At 54.5% G+C, this 17904-nt stretch carries 13 protein-coding genes; 5 read left to right on the top strand and 8 right to left on the bottom strand.

Going from position 1 to position 17904, the window contains the following annotated elements; all coding sequences use genetic code 11:
- Positions 1-91 precede the first annotated feature (91 nt).
- Together RIC05_RS08515 and RIC05_RS08510 are read right to left on the bottom strand one after the other, a co-directional pair.
- A complete protein-coding gene (locus RIC05_RS08515) occupies positions 92-1396 on the bottom strand; it encodes an HlyD family type I secretion periplasmic adaptor subunit (RefSeq protein WP_350046732.1) in 1305 nt (434 codons plus the stop codon).
- Entirely contained in the window at positions 1396-3930 is a 2535-nt protein-coding gene (locus tag RIC05_RS08510; RefSeq protein WP_350046731.1) for a type I secretion system permease/ATPase, read from the bottom strand. Before RIC05_RS08510 ends, RIC05_RS08515 begins: the two co-directional genes overlap by 1 nt.
- 421 nt (positions 3931-4351) lie before the next feature.
- On the opposite strand from RIC05_RS08510, the gene RIC05_RS08505 reads away from it, so the two are divergent.
- The gene (locus tag RIC05_RS08505; protein WP_350046730.1) at positions 4352-5071 is read left to right on the top strand and encodes a MarC family protein; all 720 of its coding nucleotides are present in this window, start codon (positions 4352-4354) and stop codon (positions 5069-5071) included.
- A gap of 48 nt (positions 5072-5119) precedes the next feature.
- On the opposite strand, the gene RIC05_RS08500 is transcribed toward RIC05_RS08505, so the two are convergent.
- The 4 genes from RIC05_RS08500 to RIC05_RS08485 all read right to left on the bottom strand — a co-directional run bounded on the left by RIC05_RS08500 (position 5120) and on the right by RIC05_RS08485 (position 11658).
- Positions 5120-6139 carry an Ldh family oxidoreductase gene (locus RIC05_RS08500; RefSeq protein ID WP_350046729.1) on the bottom strand — a complete coding sequence of 340 codons (1020 nt, stop codon included), beginning with the start codon at positions 6137-6139 and terminating at the stop codon, positions 5120-5122.
- Positions 6140-6210: 71 nt separating this feature from the next.
- Positions 6211-7377: an HPP family protein gene (locus RIC05_RS08495; protein ID WP_350046728.1), complete on the bottom strand. Its 1167-nt coding sequence runs from the start codon at positions 7375-7377 to the stop codon at positions 6211-6213.
- Positions 7378-7566: 189 nt separating this feature from the next.
- On the bottom strand, positions 7567-9951 hold the full coding sequence (locus RIC05_RS08490) for a thiamine pyrophosphate-binding protein (RefSeq protein WP_350046727.1): 2385 nt from the start codon (positions 9949-9951) through the stop codon (positions 7567-7569).
- Positions 9952-10419: 468 nt separating this feature from the next.
- Positions 10420-11658 (bottom strand): methionine gamma-lyase, encoded by a 1239-nt coding sequence (locus tag RIC05_RS08485; protein WP_350046726.1) that lies wholly within the window; start codon positions 11656-11658, stop codon positions 10420-10422.
- A gap of 226 nt (positions 11659-11884) precedes the next feature.
- Between RIC05_RS08485 and RIC05_RS08480 the strand changes: the two genes are divergently transcribed.
- Positions 11885-13504 carry a sigma 54-interacting transcriptional regulator gene (locus tag RIC05_RS08480; RefSeq protein WP_350046725.1) on the top strand — a complete coding sequence of 540 codons (1620 nt, stop codon included), beginning with the start codon at positions 11885-11887 and terminating at the stop codon, positions 13502-13504.
- A 125-nt stretch (positions 13505-13629) separates the two neighbouring features.
- A complete protein-coding gene (locus RIC05_RS08475; RefSeq protein WP_350046724.1) occupies positions 13630-14412 on the top strand; it encodes a 3-hydroxybutyrate dehydrogenase in 783 nt (260 codons plus the stop codon).
- Positions 14413-14489: 77 nt separating this feature from the next.
- On the opposite strand, the gene RIC05_RS08470 is transcribed toward RIC05_RS08475, so the two are convergent.
- Both RIC05_RS08470 and RIC05_RS08465 read right to left on the bottom strand, forming a co-directional pair.
- Positions 14490-14672: a YegP family protein gene (locus RIC05_RS08470; protein WP_350046723.1), complete on the bottom strand. Its 183-nt coding sequence runs from the start codon at positions 14670-14672 to the stop codon at positions 14490-14492.
- 81 nt (positions 14673-14753) lie between these two features.
- On the bottom strand, positions 14754-15629 hold the full coding sequence (locus RIC05_RS08465; protein WP_350046722.1) for a LysR substrate-binding domain-containing protein: 876 nt from the start codon (positions 15627-15629) through the stop codon (positions 14754-14756).
- A 120-nt stretch (positions 15630-15749) separates the two neighbouring features.
- Between RIC05_RS08465 and RIC05_RS08460 the strand changes: the two genes are divergently transcribed.
- Together RIC05_RS08460 and fghA are read left to right on the top strand one after the other, a co-directional pair.
- Positions 15750-16874, top strand: a complete 1125-nt coding sequence (locus RIC05_RS08460; protein ID WP_350046721.1) for an S-(hydroxymethyl)glutathione dehydrogenase/class III alcohol dehydrogenase — start codon at positions 15750-15752, stop codon at positions 16872-16874.
- 98 nt (positions 16875-16972) lie between these two features.
- Positions 16973-17827 (top strand): S-formylglutathione hydrolase, encoded by an 855-nt coding sequence (gene fghA / locus RIC05_RS08455; RefSeq protein WP_350046720.1) that lies wholly within the window; start codon positions 16973-16975, stop codon positions 17825-17827.
- Positions 17828-17904: the final 77 nt, after the last annotated feature.

The raw sequence follows: 17904 nt of genomic DNA, 5'->3' as shown, positions 1-17904 counted from the left end.
TTTCGCGCTTTGGAAGGCAAAACTGAAAACTGTCAGATTCTGTCAGGTTGTATAGGTTATCTGACATACTCTGGAAGCAACCAGTTGCAGGTTATTGTTCGCGGAATGCGCGATCAAAACTGGTGGTAATCGGGGAAAACAGATAGGCAAGAACGGTTCGTGAGCCCGTCACGATCTCCATCTGGGCTGGCATGCCCGGCGACAGGATCATGCCTTCATGCTCGGCCAGACTTTCGCTATCAATCTCGACCATCGCCTGAAAATACGACCGCCCTTCCGAATCGGTCAACCGGTCCGGCGACACATCGGTCACCGTCCCCTTGACCGGGGCGAACCAACGCTGACTGAACGCCGTCACGCGGATATTCACCGGAAGTCCGGTGGCAACCACATCAATATCGTTTGGCGATACACGCGCTTCGATCACCAGACGGTCATCAATCGGCACGATCTCAAGCACCTGTGCGCCGGGCGGTATAACGCCGCCGACCGTGGTGAACTGCATATTGGTCACGGTCCCGTTGCGCGGTGCCTTGATGTCGGATCGCACCAGAATATCTTCTGCCGACCGCATCCGTTCATTCAGGTCTGAAATCTCGCTTTGGACATCGCGTAGTTCGGTATTGATCGATTGCAAATGATCGCGCATCAATTGCGACTGGCTTGCCTTAACCTGCTGAATTTGCTGTTCAATCCGTGCGATATCCGCCGAAAATCGACCAATATTGCCAAGAGCTTCGACCAACCGGCTTTCAAGCTGTAACAACCGGGTCCGCCTTGCATAGCCAAGATCGACCATCGGCTTGACCATGGCGAGTTCTTCTTTGACGATCCCGACCTGTTGTTCGGCGGCGGTTTTCTGTTCGCGGGTTCCAATGATCTCGCGGCGTTGTTCCTTGATCCGTTCGTCATAAAGCTGAACTTCGCCAACAAAGGCGTTGCGTCGGCTTTCAAACAAGGTGCGCTGTGAATCCGTGATCGAAAAATACCGCGGGTCTTCAAGGACGGACGGGAATCTTAAATGGTCTTGCTGTGCCCGTTCGGCAATCAACCGCGTCTGTGTCGCCAAGGCATTAAGATACCGGTTGTTTAACAGATCAAAGCTTGCCCGGGACCGCGTATCATCAAGGCGCACCAACACATCGCCCGCCTTCACCCGCGCACCGTTGCGCACCAGAATATCGCGGATGATACCGCCTTCAAGATGCTGGACACTTTGTCGCCCGGAAAACGGTGCGACAACACCGCTTGCGGTTGCCGCTGAATTCACTTCTGCCGTACCGGCCCACAAGAGAACCGAGCCAAAACCAAGGATCAGGATCACAAGTCCGATCCGCACCAGCGGCTTGACATCCGTGCTGAGTTCACGTGCCGTTGGAAGCTCAACGCCTGCCATCAAGCCCCACCCTGTCGACGTTTGGCCGATCCTTCAACAACGCGTAATTGCGGGCGCCCACGGCGCGGTTCATCGTCCGGGCGCGCCGCTGCCGGACGATCCGTCTCGCCCCGCGCGCGACGCTGTGCTGCGCGTTCGGCGGCTGCCCGTTCGGCATCTTCACGGACTTTGCGCATCCTCATCGCGGCTTCTTCGCGGGCCCGTATGATGGCTTCGCCGTCACTGATTTTGCGCGATTCAGGCGGCGCTGCGCGCACCTGTTCCCGCACCGTCTTGCGATCACTTAACGGCTGGCGTTGTTCGGCGAGTTTGGTTTCTGCCGGACGACGCGGCACAGCTGTCGCTGATGCTGGTTTCGTCGCCGCTGCGGGCTTGGCTGCGACCTTGGCTTTCGGCTGTGTCGCCGGACGTTCGTCTTTTACCGCATCACGATTTGGTGCGGTTTTTGGCGTGACCGGGCGCATGGTCATCATTGTGCCCCCCGGGGTCAGCTGCGGTTTCATTTCGGATTTTGCAATACCCGCCGCCTGCTTGGCCGCCTGTGCACGTCCTGATCCTGCGTTATCTTCAATACCGAAATCGGCAATTTCCGGCATTTTCGGCGCAGGCGCGTCTGCTGCCGGTTTGGCTGCCGCTGGATGCCGGGAGGTTGCACTGTTCTTTTCAACAATCGGGCGCGGCGCATCGGGATTGGGCACGGCAATCCGTTTGGGCGTGATCCGCATCTGACCATCTTCTGGTTCTACCGGTTTCACCGCGGCATGGCTTGATGGTTCAGCCGGACGGGCTTGTGGTGGAAGTCCACGCGAAATGTCTTCGGTCTGGATAACCGGTTTCCCCGGCGCCCGGTTGCCGCCCTTAACGGGAACCACCTGAATTTGGCCATCGGCAAGGGCAAGAACCGCATCTGCCCGCGCAAGGATGGAGCGTTCATGACTAACGATAAAGGTCGTAATGCCGTTCCGCCGCAGAATTTCAATCAATTCACCAATATGACCAACACCCGTGTCATCAAGGGCGGTTGTCGGCTCATCTAGCAGCAACAATCTTGGCCGTGAAAACAGCGCCGCTGCCAAGGCAATCAGTTGGCGCTGCCCACCCGAAAGGTTACGGCCACCGCGATCCACCCGCGTATCGTAGCCATCCGCCAAATCAAGAATGAATTGATGCGCACCGGCAAGTTCGGCAGCCTGAATAATATCGCGCATATCGGCAGCACCCAGACGCGCAATATTTTCCGCAATCGTGCCGGGGAACAGAAACGGATTCTGTGCCAGATAGCCGATTTGTGTCCCGATATCAGCGCGGTCGACCTTTGATGCTTCGACATCATCAAGTTTGACCGACCCGGAACCGGGCACCCAGATCCCCATGATCAGTTTCAAAAGGGCAGTCTTCCCCACCCCGTTAAACCCGGCAATCGAGATAATCTGCCCCGGCCCGGCCTTAAACGAGAAACCCTTGAACAAAACATTGCGGCTGTTCGGTGGTGCAAACACCAACCGATCCACCGTCACCGCCATGCCACGCCCACGCGGCAAGGGAGCGGGAACCGATTGGCGTTTATCGAGCAAAATCTTGTTCAAACGTTCAAATGAACTGCGTGCTGAATTCCAGCTGCGCCATGCATTAACCGCCCCGTCAAAGGGTGCCAAGCCGCGCATACCAAGGATCATGGATGCGACCATGATGCCGATTGTGATGCTTTCGGACAAAACCAGATAGGCCCCAACACCGATAAAGCAAACCTGCATGGCAAGCCGGATGAAATGCGAAAGCGTGGTCGATGTGCCGACCCGGCGACTGGCTTGTCCTTCCCAATAGAGCGAATCGGATTGATCGGCCTGCCAGCGCTGGCGGGCCGACTGGGTCATGCCCATGGCCTCCATCGCCTCGGCATTGCGGACATAGGTTTCTTCCTGCGCGATGCCGCGATTCTGGCTTTCTTCCGACCGGTCGACTGAAATCTTGGATGCGGCCTCATTGACAATCGCAATAATGATCAGCAACACCGCCCCGCCACAGGCGACAAGACCAAGGCGGGTATCAAAGATAAACACAACCCCGATATAGACCGGCGCCCACATGAAATCGATCAGGGCAAAGGGGCCGCTTCCGGTCAAAAAGCCACGCAGTCCATAAAGATCGCGCAAAGGCCGCTGGCGCATCTGGGTACCGCGGGCGGATTGCTGCACGACATGGGCAAACAAATCCCCGCCAAGTCGCAGATCAAGTGCGGTTCCAACCCGGATCAAGACCCGCGATCTCAGCTGTTCCATCGAGGCAATGAAAACAAGAACAAGGCCGATACCAAGGGTTAAAAGCGCAAGCGTATCAACGCTTCGGCTTGAAAGGACACGGTCGAAAACCTGCATGGAATAAATCGGGATCACCATATTCAGCAGGTTGATCACCATCGAGAATCCGCCCACGAGCGCAATCGACCGCCAGAACAACCGTTCCAGCGGGGTACGATCCCCCTCACGTCCCGCATCCGATCTGCGGGTTGGCCGGATTTTATCCAACAGGCCCATTCAATCCTTCCGCTTCAAGCACAACAACCGTTCAAGCATGGCCCAACACCTTATATCGGGCTTCCTATCACGCATGGCAATCGCCCCGCGCAACAGTGCTACGACGGGCAACCTAGCCAATGGCATACTGTCACTATTCTAGTGGAATATATAAGGATGTGTTAAAATTTCGCCGCAAAGCCCTTTATTTCATTGCCTTATCATCACATTGAAACACGCAATCCGGGCAAAATTCCGACCCCGCCCCCTATACCGACATGATCAAATTCACCAACTTGGCGCGCAACAATCCTCTGGAACCCTATTTGGCAAAAGAACTGCCAATATAATCATTTACCTGCCAGAATGACGAACATATATGCCTCTCGCATTCGGGCAGCGCCCTAACCAACCCAGACACAGTCGTAATCAGGGAAAACCGATGCCAAGCTTTGACATGCTCAATGAACTGATCCCGGTCTTTGTCACACTGTTCGTGATCATTGATCCGTTGGGTCTGGTCCCGGTTTTCATTGTTCTGACGCAGGGCACAAGTGCCGCACACCGTCGCCGCATGGCAATCCGGGCCTGTTTGACCAGCTTCTTTATTCTCGCGGCCTTTGCCCTGATCGGCGAAGGATTGCTGGGCATCTTTGGCATTCACATGCCCGCCTTCCGCATTGCCGGAGGGACGTTGCTCTTCCTGATCGCACTTGAAATGCTGTTTGAAAAACGCAGCCAAAAACGCAACGAGCGCGCCGAACAGCTTCATCAGGAAATGGAAGACGAAAACAAGACCGACAAACCCAAATCCAAAGCCGCCAAAGCAAAACCAAACACCGATCACACCATCCCCGATGATCAGGCCGACGACATTTCAATCTTTCCAATGTCGATCCCGTTCCTGTCAGGTCCGGGCGCGATTGCATCGGTAATGCTTTTGATGGGCAAATTCGAAGACAATATTGCCATGCAGGCCAGCGTCATTGGCGTGGTCGCCGTGGTGATGAGCATCGCCTTTGTCTTCTTCCTGCTGTCAAACGTGGTTGCAAAACGCCTGAGCCCCACGGTCGCGACTGTGTTTTCCCGACTGCTCGGCATGATCCTTGCCGCCCTTGCAGTTCAGTTCATCATTGACGGCATCAAACAGGCGTTTTTCTAGAGCAACTCAGGAACGAACGTTTGTCATCCGTCCCTGAACTTCTTCAACTTAACGTTTCACGACAAGCGAAACTAATTCATCATGCAATGCCTTGGGGATTGTCACCCCGTTCTCACGGCTGCGTTCGCGTGCCTCGAACCGACGCTGGGACGGCAGGCGTGCGCCTTGTTCAATAATGCCTTCAAACAGGTCTTCGGCATGTTCAAGATGCTTTTGCGCATCCGACCCAAGGAAGGTTTCCGGGCAAAAGGCGATGATGATTTCACCGTGATGCGGTTTGCCCGGCGCATCTTCGGATGCCGCATGAGTTTCATGGCCCAAAACATCCCCGATCAAAGGTCCCGCCAGCAAACCGATCATTGTCGAAAGGGCCGATCCCTTATGCCCGCCAAAGGTCAGCATGGCCCCTTCAAGCGCCTTGGCCGCATCCGTTGTTGGCGCACCATTTTCATCAATTGCCCAATCATCCGGGATCGATTTACCCGCCCGGCGATGCAGTTCGATCTCGCCGCGGGCAATCATGCTGGTGGCAAAATCAAACGTATAAGGTGTTCTACCCGGACGCGGCCATGAAAAGGCAATCGGATTGGTGCCCAAAAGCGGCTTCGTACCGCCTGTCGGGGCGACAAAGGCATGGGTCGGGGTCATAGCAAGACCGACCAGACCTTGTGATGAAATGGCCTCGACTTCGGGCCAAAGTGCTGAAAAATGAAAACTGTTATTAATCGCCAGCACCGAAATGCCACAAGCGCGGGATTTTTCGATCAAAAAGGGCAAACCCTTTTCAAAGGACAGAAGCGAACAGCCTTTAAGCGCATTGACCCGGGTAATTGCCGGTGCCTGATCAATGATTTCTGGCTCCGCATGGGTATCAAGCCCGCCATTACGTGCTGTCTGAACACAGCCAATCAATCGATAAAGCCCATGGGAATGGCATTCATCAGATTGCGCTGCCACAACACTGCGCGTAATCGCAGCAGCATGATCGTGGCTAAACCCGTTGCCCTCAAGCACGGCAAGGCTTAGTTTTTCGGCCTGTTCGATCGACAGGGTGACGGTATCACTCATGGTTAATCCCATTTCATGTAAGCAATTTTAACTAAACGATTATTTTAAACTGGCGATCAGCCAAAGACCGATCAACCCGCGCCATTTTGTGAAGCCCGCCCCAAACCGGCATGGGCCAGTGCCGCAATCAAATCCGTTCGCGTTACGATGCCCATGATCTTGCCGTCCTCAACCACAGGCACCGCATCACATGCCCCATCCGCCATAAGCGGAAGCAATGCGGCGATGGGCGTGTTTGTCGTTGCACGTGGTTCGGTAACCGACATGATTTCAATCGCCCGAACCGGCGCATTTCGATCACGGTCAATCAGGCGCGACATGGCAGAAAGCAACCCGCGGTCAAGACGCAACGCATCTTCCCGTGCGCGCCGGATCAGATGTATCTGGAAAATCACACCAATATACCATTCGCCTTTCTGCACAACAGGCAGTGACGTAAAACCATGACGGCGAAAAAGATCGGCGACCTCGCCCAATGGTGTATCGGCATCCACCACCACCAGATCACGGGACATGATATGTCCTGCCGTAATTGGTCCGGTGAAATGCGATGCAACCTGTAATTCTGCCGCACCGATCAGGCGGGCAAGGTCTTCAACACCAAGGTTTAGCGACTGGCTATATTGTGCAAGGATCGCATTAAGCTCGCCTTCGTCAAGACCAAGTCGCTCAAGTGTCGGACGGTCCGCCGTCTGATGCGATCCTTTATCGTCAAAATGGCGAAATGGATAGGTCCGCCCTGTCACACGTGCATACGCAATGGCAACCAGAACAAGGACGGCAGTCACCACCGCAACCGGCGTCAACGCAAACCGAAATCCGATATCGGTCACAATATCGGGGTTCATTGCCACCACCATTGCCACAGCACCACCAGGCGGATGAACCGCCCGCACCAAGATCATTGCCGAAATGGCAAGACCAACCGCAAGTGCCACACGCAAAACCGGATCATCAATGACATAGCAAATGGCAACACCCGCAAGGGCCGCAACACTGTTGCCAATAATCGCCGACCATGGCTGCGCTAGCGGGCTGTTTGGAATGGCAAACAACAGAACAGATGACGCACCAAATGGCGCGATCAGGTACAAACCGGCATCCTGCAGATCAAAAAACGACAGCAGAAAACCCGCCACGCCCAACCCGATTAAGGCGCCAATCCCGGCACGTAAAGACTCGCGCGGCGTGCCAAACGGCATCGCAGGCAAAAAACCGCGAAGATGATTGAATTTCATAGGAACGTTTCACGATCCCGTTCAAAATTGAACATGGACCAGTTGTTTATTTTTATAAATTGCGAGCAATTTTCGTACTTTGAAACAGGCATCCCGTCAATATCTGTCGCCCCCGCGCAAACGAAAAGGGAAGGCAAATCGCCCTCCCTTTTCGATCTCGAATATCCAAAGCCCAATCAGAAGGCCCGATCAATCCCAGCGCTTGGCCGCGCGCAGGATCGCATCGGTTCCGATCTGATAGTGATCATAAAGGGCGATGCTGTCGCCGCACTGACCAAAACCATTCACGCCAAGCGGTGCGACCGCATGACCACGCACCGACCCCAGCCACGCTAACGCTGCCGGATGACCATCAATCACGGTGACAAGGCGCGCATCCGCTGCCAATGGCGCCATCAGATTTTCAACATGCGACATCTGACCTTCGGCCTTGCCGGCAAGTCGCAGCCGTTCCAGATCCTGCCATTCATTATAGAGCCGGTCGGTCGATGTCACCGCAAGCAGACCCAGGCCCGGATGGGTTTCAGAAAGCTTTTCCCAAGCCGCAATTGCTTCGGGCGCCATCGCCCCGCAATAGGCAATCGCCATTTTGCAATCTTCGCCCGGCTCGCGCAGCCAATAGCCGCCTGAAACGATTTCGGCCTTGCTCACATCGGAAAGATCCCGTTCGGGCTGGGCAACCGGCTTAGTCGACAAACGCAGATAAATCGACCCGCCATCAGTAGCCTGCATATGATCAAACGACCATCCCATGATGGTTGCCAATTCATCGCCAAAGCTTGGCTCAAAGCTGGTCAGGCCGGGCTGACCCATACCGATCATCGGGGTTGAGATCGACTGATGCGCGCCCCCTTCAGGTGCAAGCGTAATGCCGCTTGGGGTTGCCACCACCATGAAACGCGCATCCTGATAGCAGGCATAATTCAACGCATCCAGACCACGCGCAATGAACGGATCATAAAGTGTTCCAATCGGGAACAGGCGCTGCCCGAACAGGCTGTGCGACAGGCCAAGAGCAGCCAGATTAAGGAACAGGTTGTTTTCAGCTATGCCAAGCTCAACATGCTGACCACTTGGCGATCTGATCCATTTCTGTGCAGATGGCACTTTGCGTTCGCGGAATTCATCGACAAGGTCTTCGCGGCCAAACAATCCGCGCTGATTAACAAACCCGCCAAGATTGGTTGACACCGTCACATCGGGCGATGTGGTGACAATACGATCCGCAAGATCGCTGTCTTTCAGCTTCGCCAGTTCATTAAGGATTTTACCAAACACTTCCTGCGTGCTTGATGTGTCCACCCGCGCATATGGCATATCCGGGATGGCGATGACTTCAGACATTTTATGGCGCGGGGCGCTGTCATTAAACGGTGCATTTTTGATGTAATTACGAACCTTGTTAGCGCTAACATCAAGCCCCGCCGCCAGTTCCCACTCATCACCATCTTCAATACGGTTCTGCTTTTTAAATGCATCCATCTGCGGAACATTCATAAGGCCCGCATGGTTATCTTTGTGCCCCTGAAGCGGGGTGCCATACCCCTTAACCGTATAGGCAATAAAGATGGTCGGCTTATCATTCGGGACCGCGTCAAACGCGCTTAAGACTGCTTCCATGCAATGACCGCCAAGATTGGTCATTAACTCATGCAAGGCATCGTCGTCATAATCCCCCAACAAGTTCGCGAGTGCATTATCCCCGGCCATGTCGGATATAATTTGCGCCCGCCATGCCGCACCGCCCTGAAACGTCAGCGCGGAATAAATGTCGTTTGGCACGTCATTAAGCCATTTCTTCAATGACTTGCCACCCGGCTTGGCAAAGGCATCATGAAGTTTGCGGCCATATTTGATGGTAATCACGTTCCAGCCAACAGCCCGGAAGAACCGGCCAATAACGCGGAACAGATGGGCATCAATCATGCCATCAAGGCTTTGACGATTGTAATCGATCACCCACCAGACATTGCGAATGTCATGCTTCCACGTATCAAGAAGCGCCTCATAGATATTGCCTTCATCAAGCTCGGCATCCCCGACAAGGGCAACCATGCGACCGGGCACCTCATCCTTGGGCAGCATGTCCTTATAGCGAAGGTAATCCTGGGTTAAGGCGGCAAAGTTCGTCACCGCAGCACCCAGCCCGACCGACCCGGTTGAAAAATCAACCTGATCGCCATCCTTGGTCCGCGACGGATAGGATTGCGCACCGCCAAAAGATCGGAAATTTTCCAGCTTTTCTCTGGTCTGGCGGCCCATCATATAGTTGATCGCGTGGAAAACCGGGCTTGCATGCGGCTTGACCGCGACCCGGTCCTGCGGACGCAATACATTGAAATAAAGCGCGGTCATAAGGGTGGTCATGGATGCACAGCTGGCCTGATGGCCACCGACCTTGATGCCATCGCGTTTCGGGCGCAAATGATTGGCATTGTGGATCGTCCAGCTTGATAGCCAGCGGACTTTCTTTTCGATCTGACCGAGCATCTCAAGATCTTCGGCCTTTACCTGACCGGTCGAGCTTGCTTCGATAATTTCGCCGATTTCCGGGGCGGCATCCTGTGCTGACATTTTTTATCGCCTTTGTGTAAGCCCGATCATGCGGGTCTTTTTCGGGCGGTGACCGCGCGCCCGTAACATTTCGGTATTGATTTACCGATTTTCAAACAGGCCCCTGAAAAAGCAAGGCTGGGCAGGCAAGTTTCACACAAGATTCGTCGATTTCAGCCAAGCCTTGGAATCTGCTGCACCGAACCGGCCCAAACGTTCGAATTTCCCGTCTGAAACATTATTTCGCGGCCTCAAGATGACAGCAAAACCACAACGATTCGGCTCTTTTGCGCATCAGGATGGTTTTCTGCGGGTATGCCACCCAGAAAGTCCCAACCGTAGTCACACGTCATTCCATTTTAATTGAGTTAGCCAACTGACTTTTCAATTGCGATGAAAACGGCAAAGCCCGACAAAGAGAGTGGCGGGGACTTCATATCTGAAATCCCCACCACCAAACCATGAGAACAGCGATTGCTGGCCCGGGTTCTATTCCGCAGCAATCGCCATTTGATCGCCATCCAGTGCATTTGAAAGATCGGCAAGAATATCATCGATGCTTTCAAGACCGGCCGACAGGCGGATCAGACCATCGGTGATCTGGTATTCTGCGCGTTCTTCGGGCGTATAGGTCGAATGGGTCATGGATGCCGGATGCTGGATCAGGGTTTCGGCATCGCCAAGGCTGACCGCCCGCGTGATCATGTTAAGACCGTTCATCAATTTACGACCTTCTTCGATCCCGCCTTTAAGCTCGAACGCGATCATGCCGCCAAAACGATCCATCTGCTTTTTGGCCAGATCATGCTGGGCAAAGTCTTTCAGCCCCGGATAGAACACCTTGTCGACTTTTGGATGGTTGGCAAGGAAATCGGCAATTTTCTCGGCATTGTCGCAATGACGCTCCATCCTCAGTTCAAGCGTTTTAAGCCCGCGCATGACAAGATTGGCATCCTGTGCCGATAAAACCGCACCGGTCATATCCTTTAGACCAACTAGACGTACCTGCGTCATGTCCTCGGCCGATCCAATCACGGCCCCCGCCATCAGATCGCCGTGCCCGCCAAGATATTTGGTCGCCGAATGCACTACGATATCGGCCCCCAACTCAATCGGGCGCTGCAGATACGGCGTGCAATAGGTGTTATCAACCACGACCTTTGCGCCATGCTTATGGGCAATGTCGGAAATGGCTTCGATATCGACCAGACGCATATTCGGGTTGGCAGGGGTTTCGAAATAGACAATCTTGGTTTTATCCGAAATCGCCTTTTCAAGTTCCGCAGGATCGGTCAGATCAACATGGGTGTGTTTGATGCCGAACTTTTCCAGACCATGCCGGAAATAGGCAAATGTGCAGCCATAAAGGGTTCGATCAACAATGATCTCGTCACCCGGCGCAATGAAGGTCCAGAAAACGGATGTAATCGCCCCCATGCCCGATGCGGTCGCAACAGCAGCCTCGCCACCCTCAAGAACCGCAAGGCGTTTTTCCAACAGATCAAGGGTCGGGTTGGCAATCCGGGAATAGATAAAGCCCTGCTCATCACCGGCAAAGAACTGCCCACCCTGCTCGGCCGTTTCAAAGGCAAAGGTCGAAGACATATAGACCGGCTGGTTCAGCGCGCCATTATGGCTTTGCGGATCATAACCATGATGAATGGCACGGGTGGCAAATCCGGTTTTGCTGCTGTTGGTGCGGGTGTTGTTGGTGTTATGTGCAGACATGGTGGGGCTCCTGATAAGGCGGTTATTTGCCCACATCGTCGCAAGACCCGTGCCAAATCCCCGAAGCTGCGGTTTCCCGCCATTTAAACCCAAATCCGCCCTCAGCGACTGTAAACTTTTCTTTACACGTTATTCCTGAACAGCCACAGAATTCCGCAAATTATATGGATTCCGGGCAGAAACCACCGTACACTATTATTTACAGTGTAAACTTTTCGGTACAGTCATGCGATTTGAAATCCGCGGCGAGAACAGGCTTGGCATTACCCGTGACGTGGTCAATGTGCTGAGTGATCATAAGCTTGATATCCGAAGTTTTGAGGTCACCCCCCATCACATCTATGCCGATATCCCGGCCGTGCGCCCGGAGAAATTTCCGCTTTTGGCCCACGCGCTTAAACAAATTCCCGGCATTTCCGATATCCGCGAAATTGACCGCCTACCGACCGAACGGCGCCGCGCGCAACTTCATGCCACATTGGCCGCCCTTGGCGATCCGGTGATTGCGGTTGATGCCAATGGTCAAATTGCTCAAGCCAACCCCGCCGCACAGACCATCGCGGGCACCCCTGACAAGCCACTGCGTGATAGGACCCTCATCAGCATATTAAACGAACCATCTATTGAAGATTTACGCCAAAGCGGATTTCACATGCCCGAACATGAAGTCACACTCGGCGGGCAAACCTATATGCTTCAGGTCGAACCGATTGGCCATGTCGATGATGGGTCGGACATCGTCGATGACGCACCCTGGGGCGGGGTAATGGTGTTTCACCGTGCCGCACGGCTGGGCCGGGTTATCACCGCCCTTCAGGACAGAAGCCATACCGGGTTTGATGACATTATCGGCGACAGCCGGGCGATGACCCGGGTCAAGTCACAGGCCAAACGCCTTGCCGGCATTGACGCGCCACTTTTGATTCTGGGTGAAACCGGTACGGGCAAAGAACTGTTTGCCCGCGCCTGCCACCGCGCAAGTACCCGGGTTGATCAACCGTTTCTGGCCCTGAACTGTGCCGCCATGCCCGAAGGCTTGGCCGAAAGCGAGCTGTTTGGCTATGCCGCGGGTGCTTTTACCAGTGCGCGCCGTGGTGGCAAACCGGGCCTGCTTGAGCTGGCCGATGGCGGGACGCTGTTTTTAGACGAGATTGGCGAACTGACCCCGTATCTTCAGGCCAAACTTCTGCGCGTTTTGCAAGATGGCCGGTTCCGTCGGGTGGGTGGCACGGACGAGATTGCGGTTGATGTCCGCATCATCAGCGCAACCAACCGCGATCTGGAAGCGATGTCCCATGACGGTACTTTCCGCGAAGATCTTTATTTCCGCATCAACGTGCTTGGCATCACTTTGCCTGCGCTTCGCGACCGGATCGAAGACATCAACGATCTTGCGCAATTTTTCATTGCCCGCACGGCCCAGCAAACCGAACGCGCTTCGCCCATCCTTGCCCGTGACGGATTGGCCTGGCTGCAAAACCATGACTGGCCCGGCAATGTGCGTGAGCTTGAAAACACCCTGTTTCGCGCCGTCGCCCTGCTGGACGGGGATGTTTTAAGCGCCCATGACCTTAATGACGCTGCGACCGGAACTGCCGCCAGAATTGAAAAAATCGACAATGCACCTGCCCATTCCGACGCAGAACACCAAGCCCCCCACAGCAGCGATTTGATTGCCGATGCCCTGTCACAACCGGATTTCAATGCCGGGCTGGACTTGCTGGAACGCGAAATGCTGATGCGCCTCTATCCCGATTATCCAAGCTCGCGCAAACTGGCCGACCGGCTCGGCGTTTCGCACACATCGATTGCCAACAAGCTGCGCAAACACGGCATCGGGCAATAGGGAAACCGCCCCATTCCGGTAATTGTCCGCACCCCGTTTGCCAGTTTGGTTGCGCTTTACATTGCACTGCGGCAAGATCAGCCTAAATCATAAGGCGTAAACCGCCTCCAACAGGGAGAAGATAGATGCTGACAGGAAAACGCGCACTTGTAACCGGCTCAACCAGCGGGATCGGCCTTGCCATGGCCCGTGCGCTTGCCGGGGCCGGGGCTGATGTGATGCTCAATGGTTTTGGCGATGCTGATGCGATCGAGGCCACCCGAAGCGCCCTTGAAACCGATTACGGTATCACCGCGCATTACAATGGCGCCGACCTGTCCAAACCTGATCAGATCGAAGCCATGATGGAAGACGCCGAAGGCAAATTTGGCGGCGTCGATATCCTGATCAACAATGCCGGCATCCAATACACCGCCAATGTCGAAGACTTCCCGGTTGAAAAATGGGATGCGGTGCTTGCGATCAACCTGTCATCGGTTTTCCACACCACCCGCCTTGCCGTGCCCTATATGCGCAAACAAAACTGGGGCCGGATTATCAATACCGCCTCCGCCCACGGCCTTGTCGCATCGGTGCAAAAGGCCGCTTATGTTGCCGCCAAACATGGCGTAATCGGCCTGACCAAGGTGACTGCACTTGAAACCGCCGAAACCGGCATCACCGCGAATGCCATCTGTCCGGGCTGGGTGCGCACCGAGCTGGTCGAACGCCAGATCGAAGCCCGTGCGAAGGAAGGCGGTATTTCGATTGAAGAAGCGGCAACCAACCTTGTCTCGGACAAACACCCGTCCAAACAGTTCGTCACCCCTGAACAAATCGGCCAGACCACCCTGTTCCTGTGCTCGGACGCGGCATCACAAATGACCGGAACCCATATGTCGGTCGATGGTGGCTGGACGGCGCAGTAAGGCAAACCCGCTGCAAAATAACAAAGCCCCGCTGGCAAGCGCCGCGGGGCTTTTTCTATGCGTCGAATGATCTGAACCTAGCTCAGATCGCAATCACATGCCGGGCGTTTGGCATTGGCGATACAATCGGACTTCTTCGAGTAGCCTTGCGTCGAAGCCCCGACAATCTCGCCATTCTTGGCCGTCCGCCGCCACCGCCAGCCATCCTTGGCCTCGTAAACTTCCCAAAGGTCGCCAAGGGAATCTTTGCAATTCGCCATCTGTCATCTCCTGAAATACCCGCAACTGTTACCGGGTATCTGACGGAGCCCCCCAGGATTTGTGAAAGCAATCAGCGCCCATCACCCCAAATACCGCCCCAAATGCTCCACCAGCATACGGATTTTCGGGGAAAGATGCCGGTTGGTCGGGTAAATCGCCCAGATGCCTTCATCAGATGGCTGGTATTTGGTCAGGACCGGGATCAAATCGCCGCTGGCGATCCACGGATCGACGTAATAGTCGGGCAACTGCACAAGGCCGATGCCCTTAAGGGCGGCATCAAGCAACGCCTGCCCGCTATTGGCATGAATCGATCCATGAATGCGTACCGTGCGTTCGCGGCCATCTTCTTCAAACCGCCAATAATCAAGCGTCCCGACAAGGCAATTATGGCGGTGAAGTTCGGACAATGAATGTGGCTCCCCGCGTTTGGCGATGTATTTTGGCGCGGCACAGGCATAAAGGCGGCGGGTTGAAAGCTGCTGGGTCATCAGGCTTCCGGTCGTGCTATCAAGCCGGCCCAGACGGATCGCCATGTCATATCCTTCAAGCACAAGATCAAGCTTCTGATTGGTAAAGCGACACTGCACTTCCAGATCGGGATAGCGGGTGACGAAATCGTTGACCAAGGGTGCTATCACGGTTTCGCCGTAGGTCGTTGGTGCGGTCAGTTTAAGCTTGCCGCGCGGCATTTCTGTTAAGTTACCAATCGCGCGCTCCGCATCGCCCAACCCGTCGAGCAACTGTCGGCAATGCTGATAATAAATCTGCCCGGCTTCGGTCGCGCTTACTTTACGCGTCGTTCGGTAAAACAACTGCACACCAAGCTTTTCTTCAAGTGCGGTGACCTGTCGGCTGACCTGTGCGACGGAAATGCCAAGCTGCTTGGCAGCATGGGTAAAGCTTTGGCGTTCGGACACCGCGATAAATTCACTGATCCCGTCCCACGCATTCATCGCTCGATCCCGCCTTATTATTTCACATTGGTAAAAGTGATTTACCAAAATAGCGGATTATCATCTTCAGGGAAATAAATAGACTGGTCCCATTCCAAATTCATTTGCCGGAGAAGCGCCATGAGCCTTGAGACCATTACTTGTAAAGCCGCCATTGCCTGGGAAGCTGGTAAACCCTTGTCGATTGAAGAAGTTCAGGTTGCCCCGCCAAAGGCCGGTGAAGTGCGCGTCAAGATCGTTGCGACCGGCGTTTGCCATACCGATGCCTTTACCCTGTCGGGCGACGATCCCGAAGGCATCTTCCCGGCGATCCTGGGCCATGAAGGCGGCGGAATTGTTGAATCGATTGGCGAAGGTGTCACCAGTGTTGCCGTTGGCGATCACGTGATCCCGCTTTACACCCCGGAATGTGGCGAGTGCAAATTCTGCAAATCGGGCAAAACCAACCTGTGCCAGAAAATCCGCGTCACACAGGGCAAGGGCCTGATGCCCGATGGCACCACGCGTTTCTCCCAGAATGGCAAGCCGATCTTCCATTATATGGGCTGCTCGACCTTCTCGGAATATACGGTACTTCCGGAAATCTCGCTGGCGAAGATCAACAAAACCGCCCCGCTTGAAGAAGTCTGCCTTCTTGGTTGCGGTGTCACCACCGGCATGGGCGCGACCGTGAACGCAGCCAAAGTGCAAAAGGGTGACTCGGTCGCCGTCTTTGGCCTTGGCGGTATTGGTTTGTCCGCCGTGATTGGCGCGCAGATGGCCGGTGCCGGTCGCATTGTTGCGATTGATATCAACGAGACAAAATTCGATCTTGCCAAACAGCTTGGCGCGACCGACTGCATCAACCCAAAGAATTTCGATAAGCCGATTCAGGAAGTCATTGTTGAAATGACCGATGGCGGCGTTGATTGGAGTTTTGAGTGCATTGGCAATGTCAATGTCATGCGGTCTGCTCTTGAATGCTGCCACAAAGGTTGGGGTGAATCGGTTATTATCGGTGTTGCCGGTGCGGGTCAGGAAATCTCGACCCGTCCGTTCCAACTGGTCACCGGTCGCGTCTGGCGTGGTACGGCATTTGGCGGTGTTAAAGGCCGCTCGCAATTGCCGGACTATGTTGAACGCTACCTTGCCGGTGAGTTCAAACTATCTGATTTCATTACCCATACCATGAAGCTTGAAGACATCAACGAGGCATTTCATCTGATGCATGAAGGTGAAAGCATTCGTTCCGTCATTCATTACTGATCAAACAAAAATAGTTTGAATAATAACGCCAATGCCGGAAATGTTCCGGTAGCTAGTTCCCCGCCCTTTCCGGCATTGGCAGATCAGAGGAACCCCCAATGGGTATTGAAAACGCTTCAAGCAACAAGGTGTTTGGCGGCTGGCAAAAGCAATACACGCACCCATCAACCGTTCTGGGTTGCGACATGCGCTTTGCCATCTTTCTGCCACCACAGGCCAGCAACGGCGCCAAGGTGCCGGTGATGTATTGGCTATCGGGCCTGACCTGTACGGATGAAAACTTCATGCAAAAGGCCGGTGCGTTTCGCATTGCGAGCGAACTTGGCATTGCGATTGTCGCACCAGACACAAGCCCACGTGGCGATCATGTGCCCGATGATGAAGAAGAGGCCTATGATTTTGGCAAAGGTGCGGGTTTCTACGTCAATGCGACGCAGGAACCATGGGCGCGCAATTACCGCATGTACGACTATGTCACCAAGGAACTGCCAAGCCTGATCAAGGATCACTTCCCGGTTTCTGACGATGCGGTGATTTCCGGTCATTCGATGGGCGGGCATGGCGCACTTATGATTGCCCTTCGTAATCCGGGCATGTTCAAATCCGCGACCGCCTTTTCGCCCATCTGCAACCCGGTCAATTGCCCCTGGGGCCAAAAGGCATTGGGCAATTATCTGGGTGATGACAAATCAGCCTGGAAAGACTGGGACAGCTCCATCCTGATGAAGGCCGCAACATCATCTGATGTTCAAACCCCGGCCCTTGTTGATCAGGGCGATGCAGATGGATTTTTGGCTGAACAGCTTAAACCGGAAACCTTGGAAGCAGCAGCCAAGGCATCAAGCTATCCGCTGACCGTTCGGATGCAGGATGGCTATGACCATAGCTATTACTTCATCTCAAGCTTTATCGAAGATCACATCCGCTTCCATGCCAAGCATCTTGGCCTGTAGTTGATTGCACCCGATCTTCGATTTACCCCGGCACGTCACACGTACCCAATCCCCCCAAGACGTGTCGGGGTTTCTTT

Source organism: Thalassospira sp., from assembly GCF_040218635.1.
Lineage (GTDB): Bacteria > Pseudomonadota > Alphaproteobacteria > Rhodospirillales > Thalassospiraceae > Thalassospira.
The sequence above is the reverse complement of the archived record's forward strand: the minus strand, read 5'-3'. Positions and strand labels throughout refer to the sequence as shown.

Coding starts and splice junctions, on each gene's coding strand:
- RIC05_RS08470 (WP_350046723.1), bottom strand. CDS start 14,672: ATGGCGAATTGCAAAGATTCCCTTGGCGACCTTTGGGAAGTTTACGAG.
- RIC05_RS08475 (WP_350046724.1), top strand. CDS start 13,630: ATGCTGACAGGAAAACGCGCACTTGTAACCGGCTCAACCAGCGGGATC.
- RIC05_RS08500 (WP_350046729.1), bottom strand. CDS start 6,139: ATGAGTGATACCGTCACCCTGTCGATCGAACAGGCCGAAAAACTAAGC.
- RIC05_RS08485 (WP_350046726.1), bottom strand. CDS start 11,658: ATGTCTGCACATAACACCAACAACACCCGCACCAACAGCAGCAAAACC.
- fghA (WP_350046720.1), top strand. CDS start 16,973: ATGGGTATTGAAAACGCTTCAAGCAACAAGGTGTTTGGCGGCTGGCAA.
- RIC05_RS08510 (WP_350046731.1), bottom strand. CDS start 3,930: ATGGGCCTGTTGGATAAAATCCGGCCAACCCGCAGATCGGATGCGGGA.
- RIC05_RS08460 (WP_350046721.1), top strand. CDS start 15,750: ATGAGCCTTGAGACCATTACTTGTAAAGCCGCCATTGCCTGGGAAGCT.
- RIC05_RS08495 (WP_350046728.1), bottom strand. CDS start 7,377: ATGAAATTCAATCATCTTCGCGGTTTTTTGCCTGCGATGCCGTTTGGC.
- RIC05_RS08515 (WP_350046732.1), bottom strand. CDS start 1,396: ATGGCAGGCGTTGAGCTTCCAACGGCACGTGAACTCAGCACGGATGTC.
- RIC05_RS08505 (WP_350046730.1), top strand. CDS start 4,352: ATGCCAAGCTTTGACATGCTCAATGAACTGATCCCGGTCTTTGTCACA.
- RIC05_RS08490 (WP_350046727.1), bottom strand. CDS start 9,951: ATGTCAGCACAGGATGCCGCCCCGGAAATCGGCGAAATTATCGAAGCA.
- RIC05_RS08465 (WP_350046722.1), bottom strand. CDS start 15,629: ATGAATGCGTGGGACGGGATCAGTGAATTTATCGCGGTGTCCGAACGC.
- RIC05_RS08480 (WP_350046725.1), top strand. CDS start 11,885: ATGCGATTTGAAATCCGCGGCGAGAACAGGCTTGGCATTACCCGTGAC.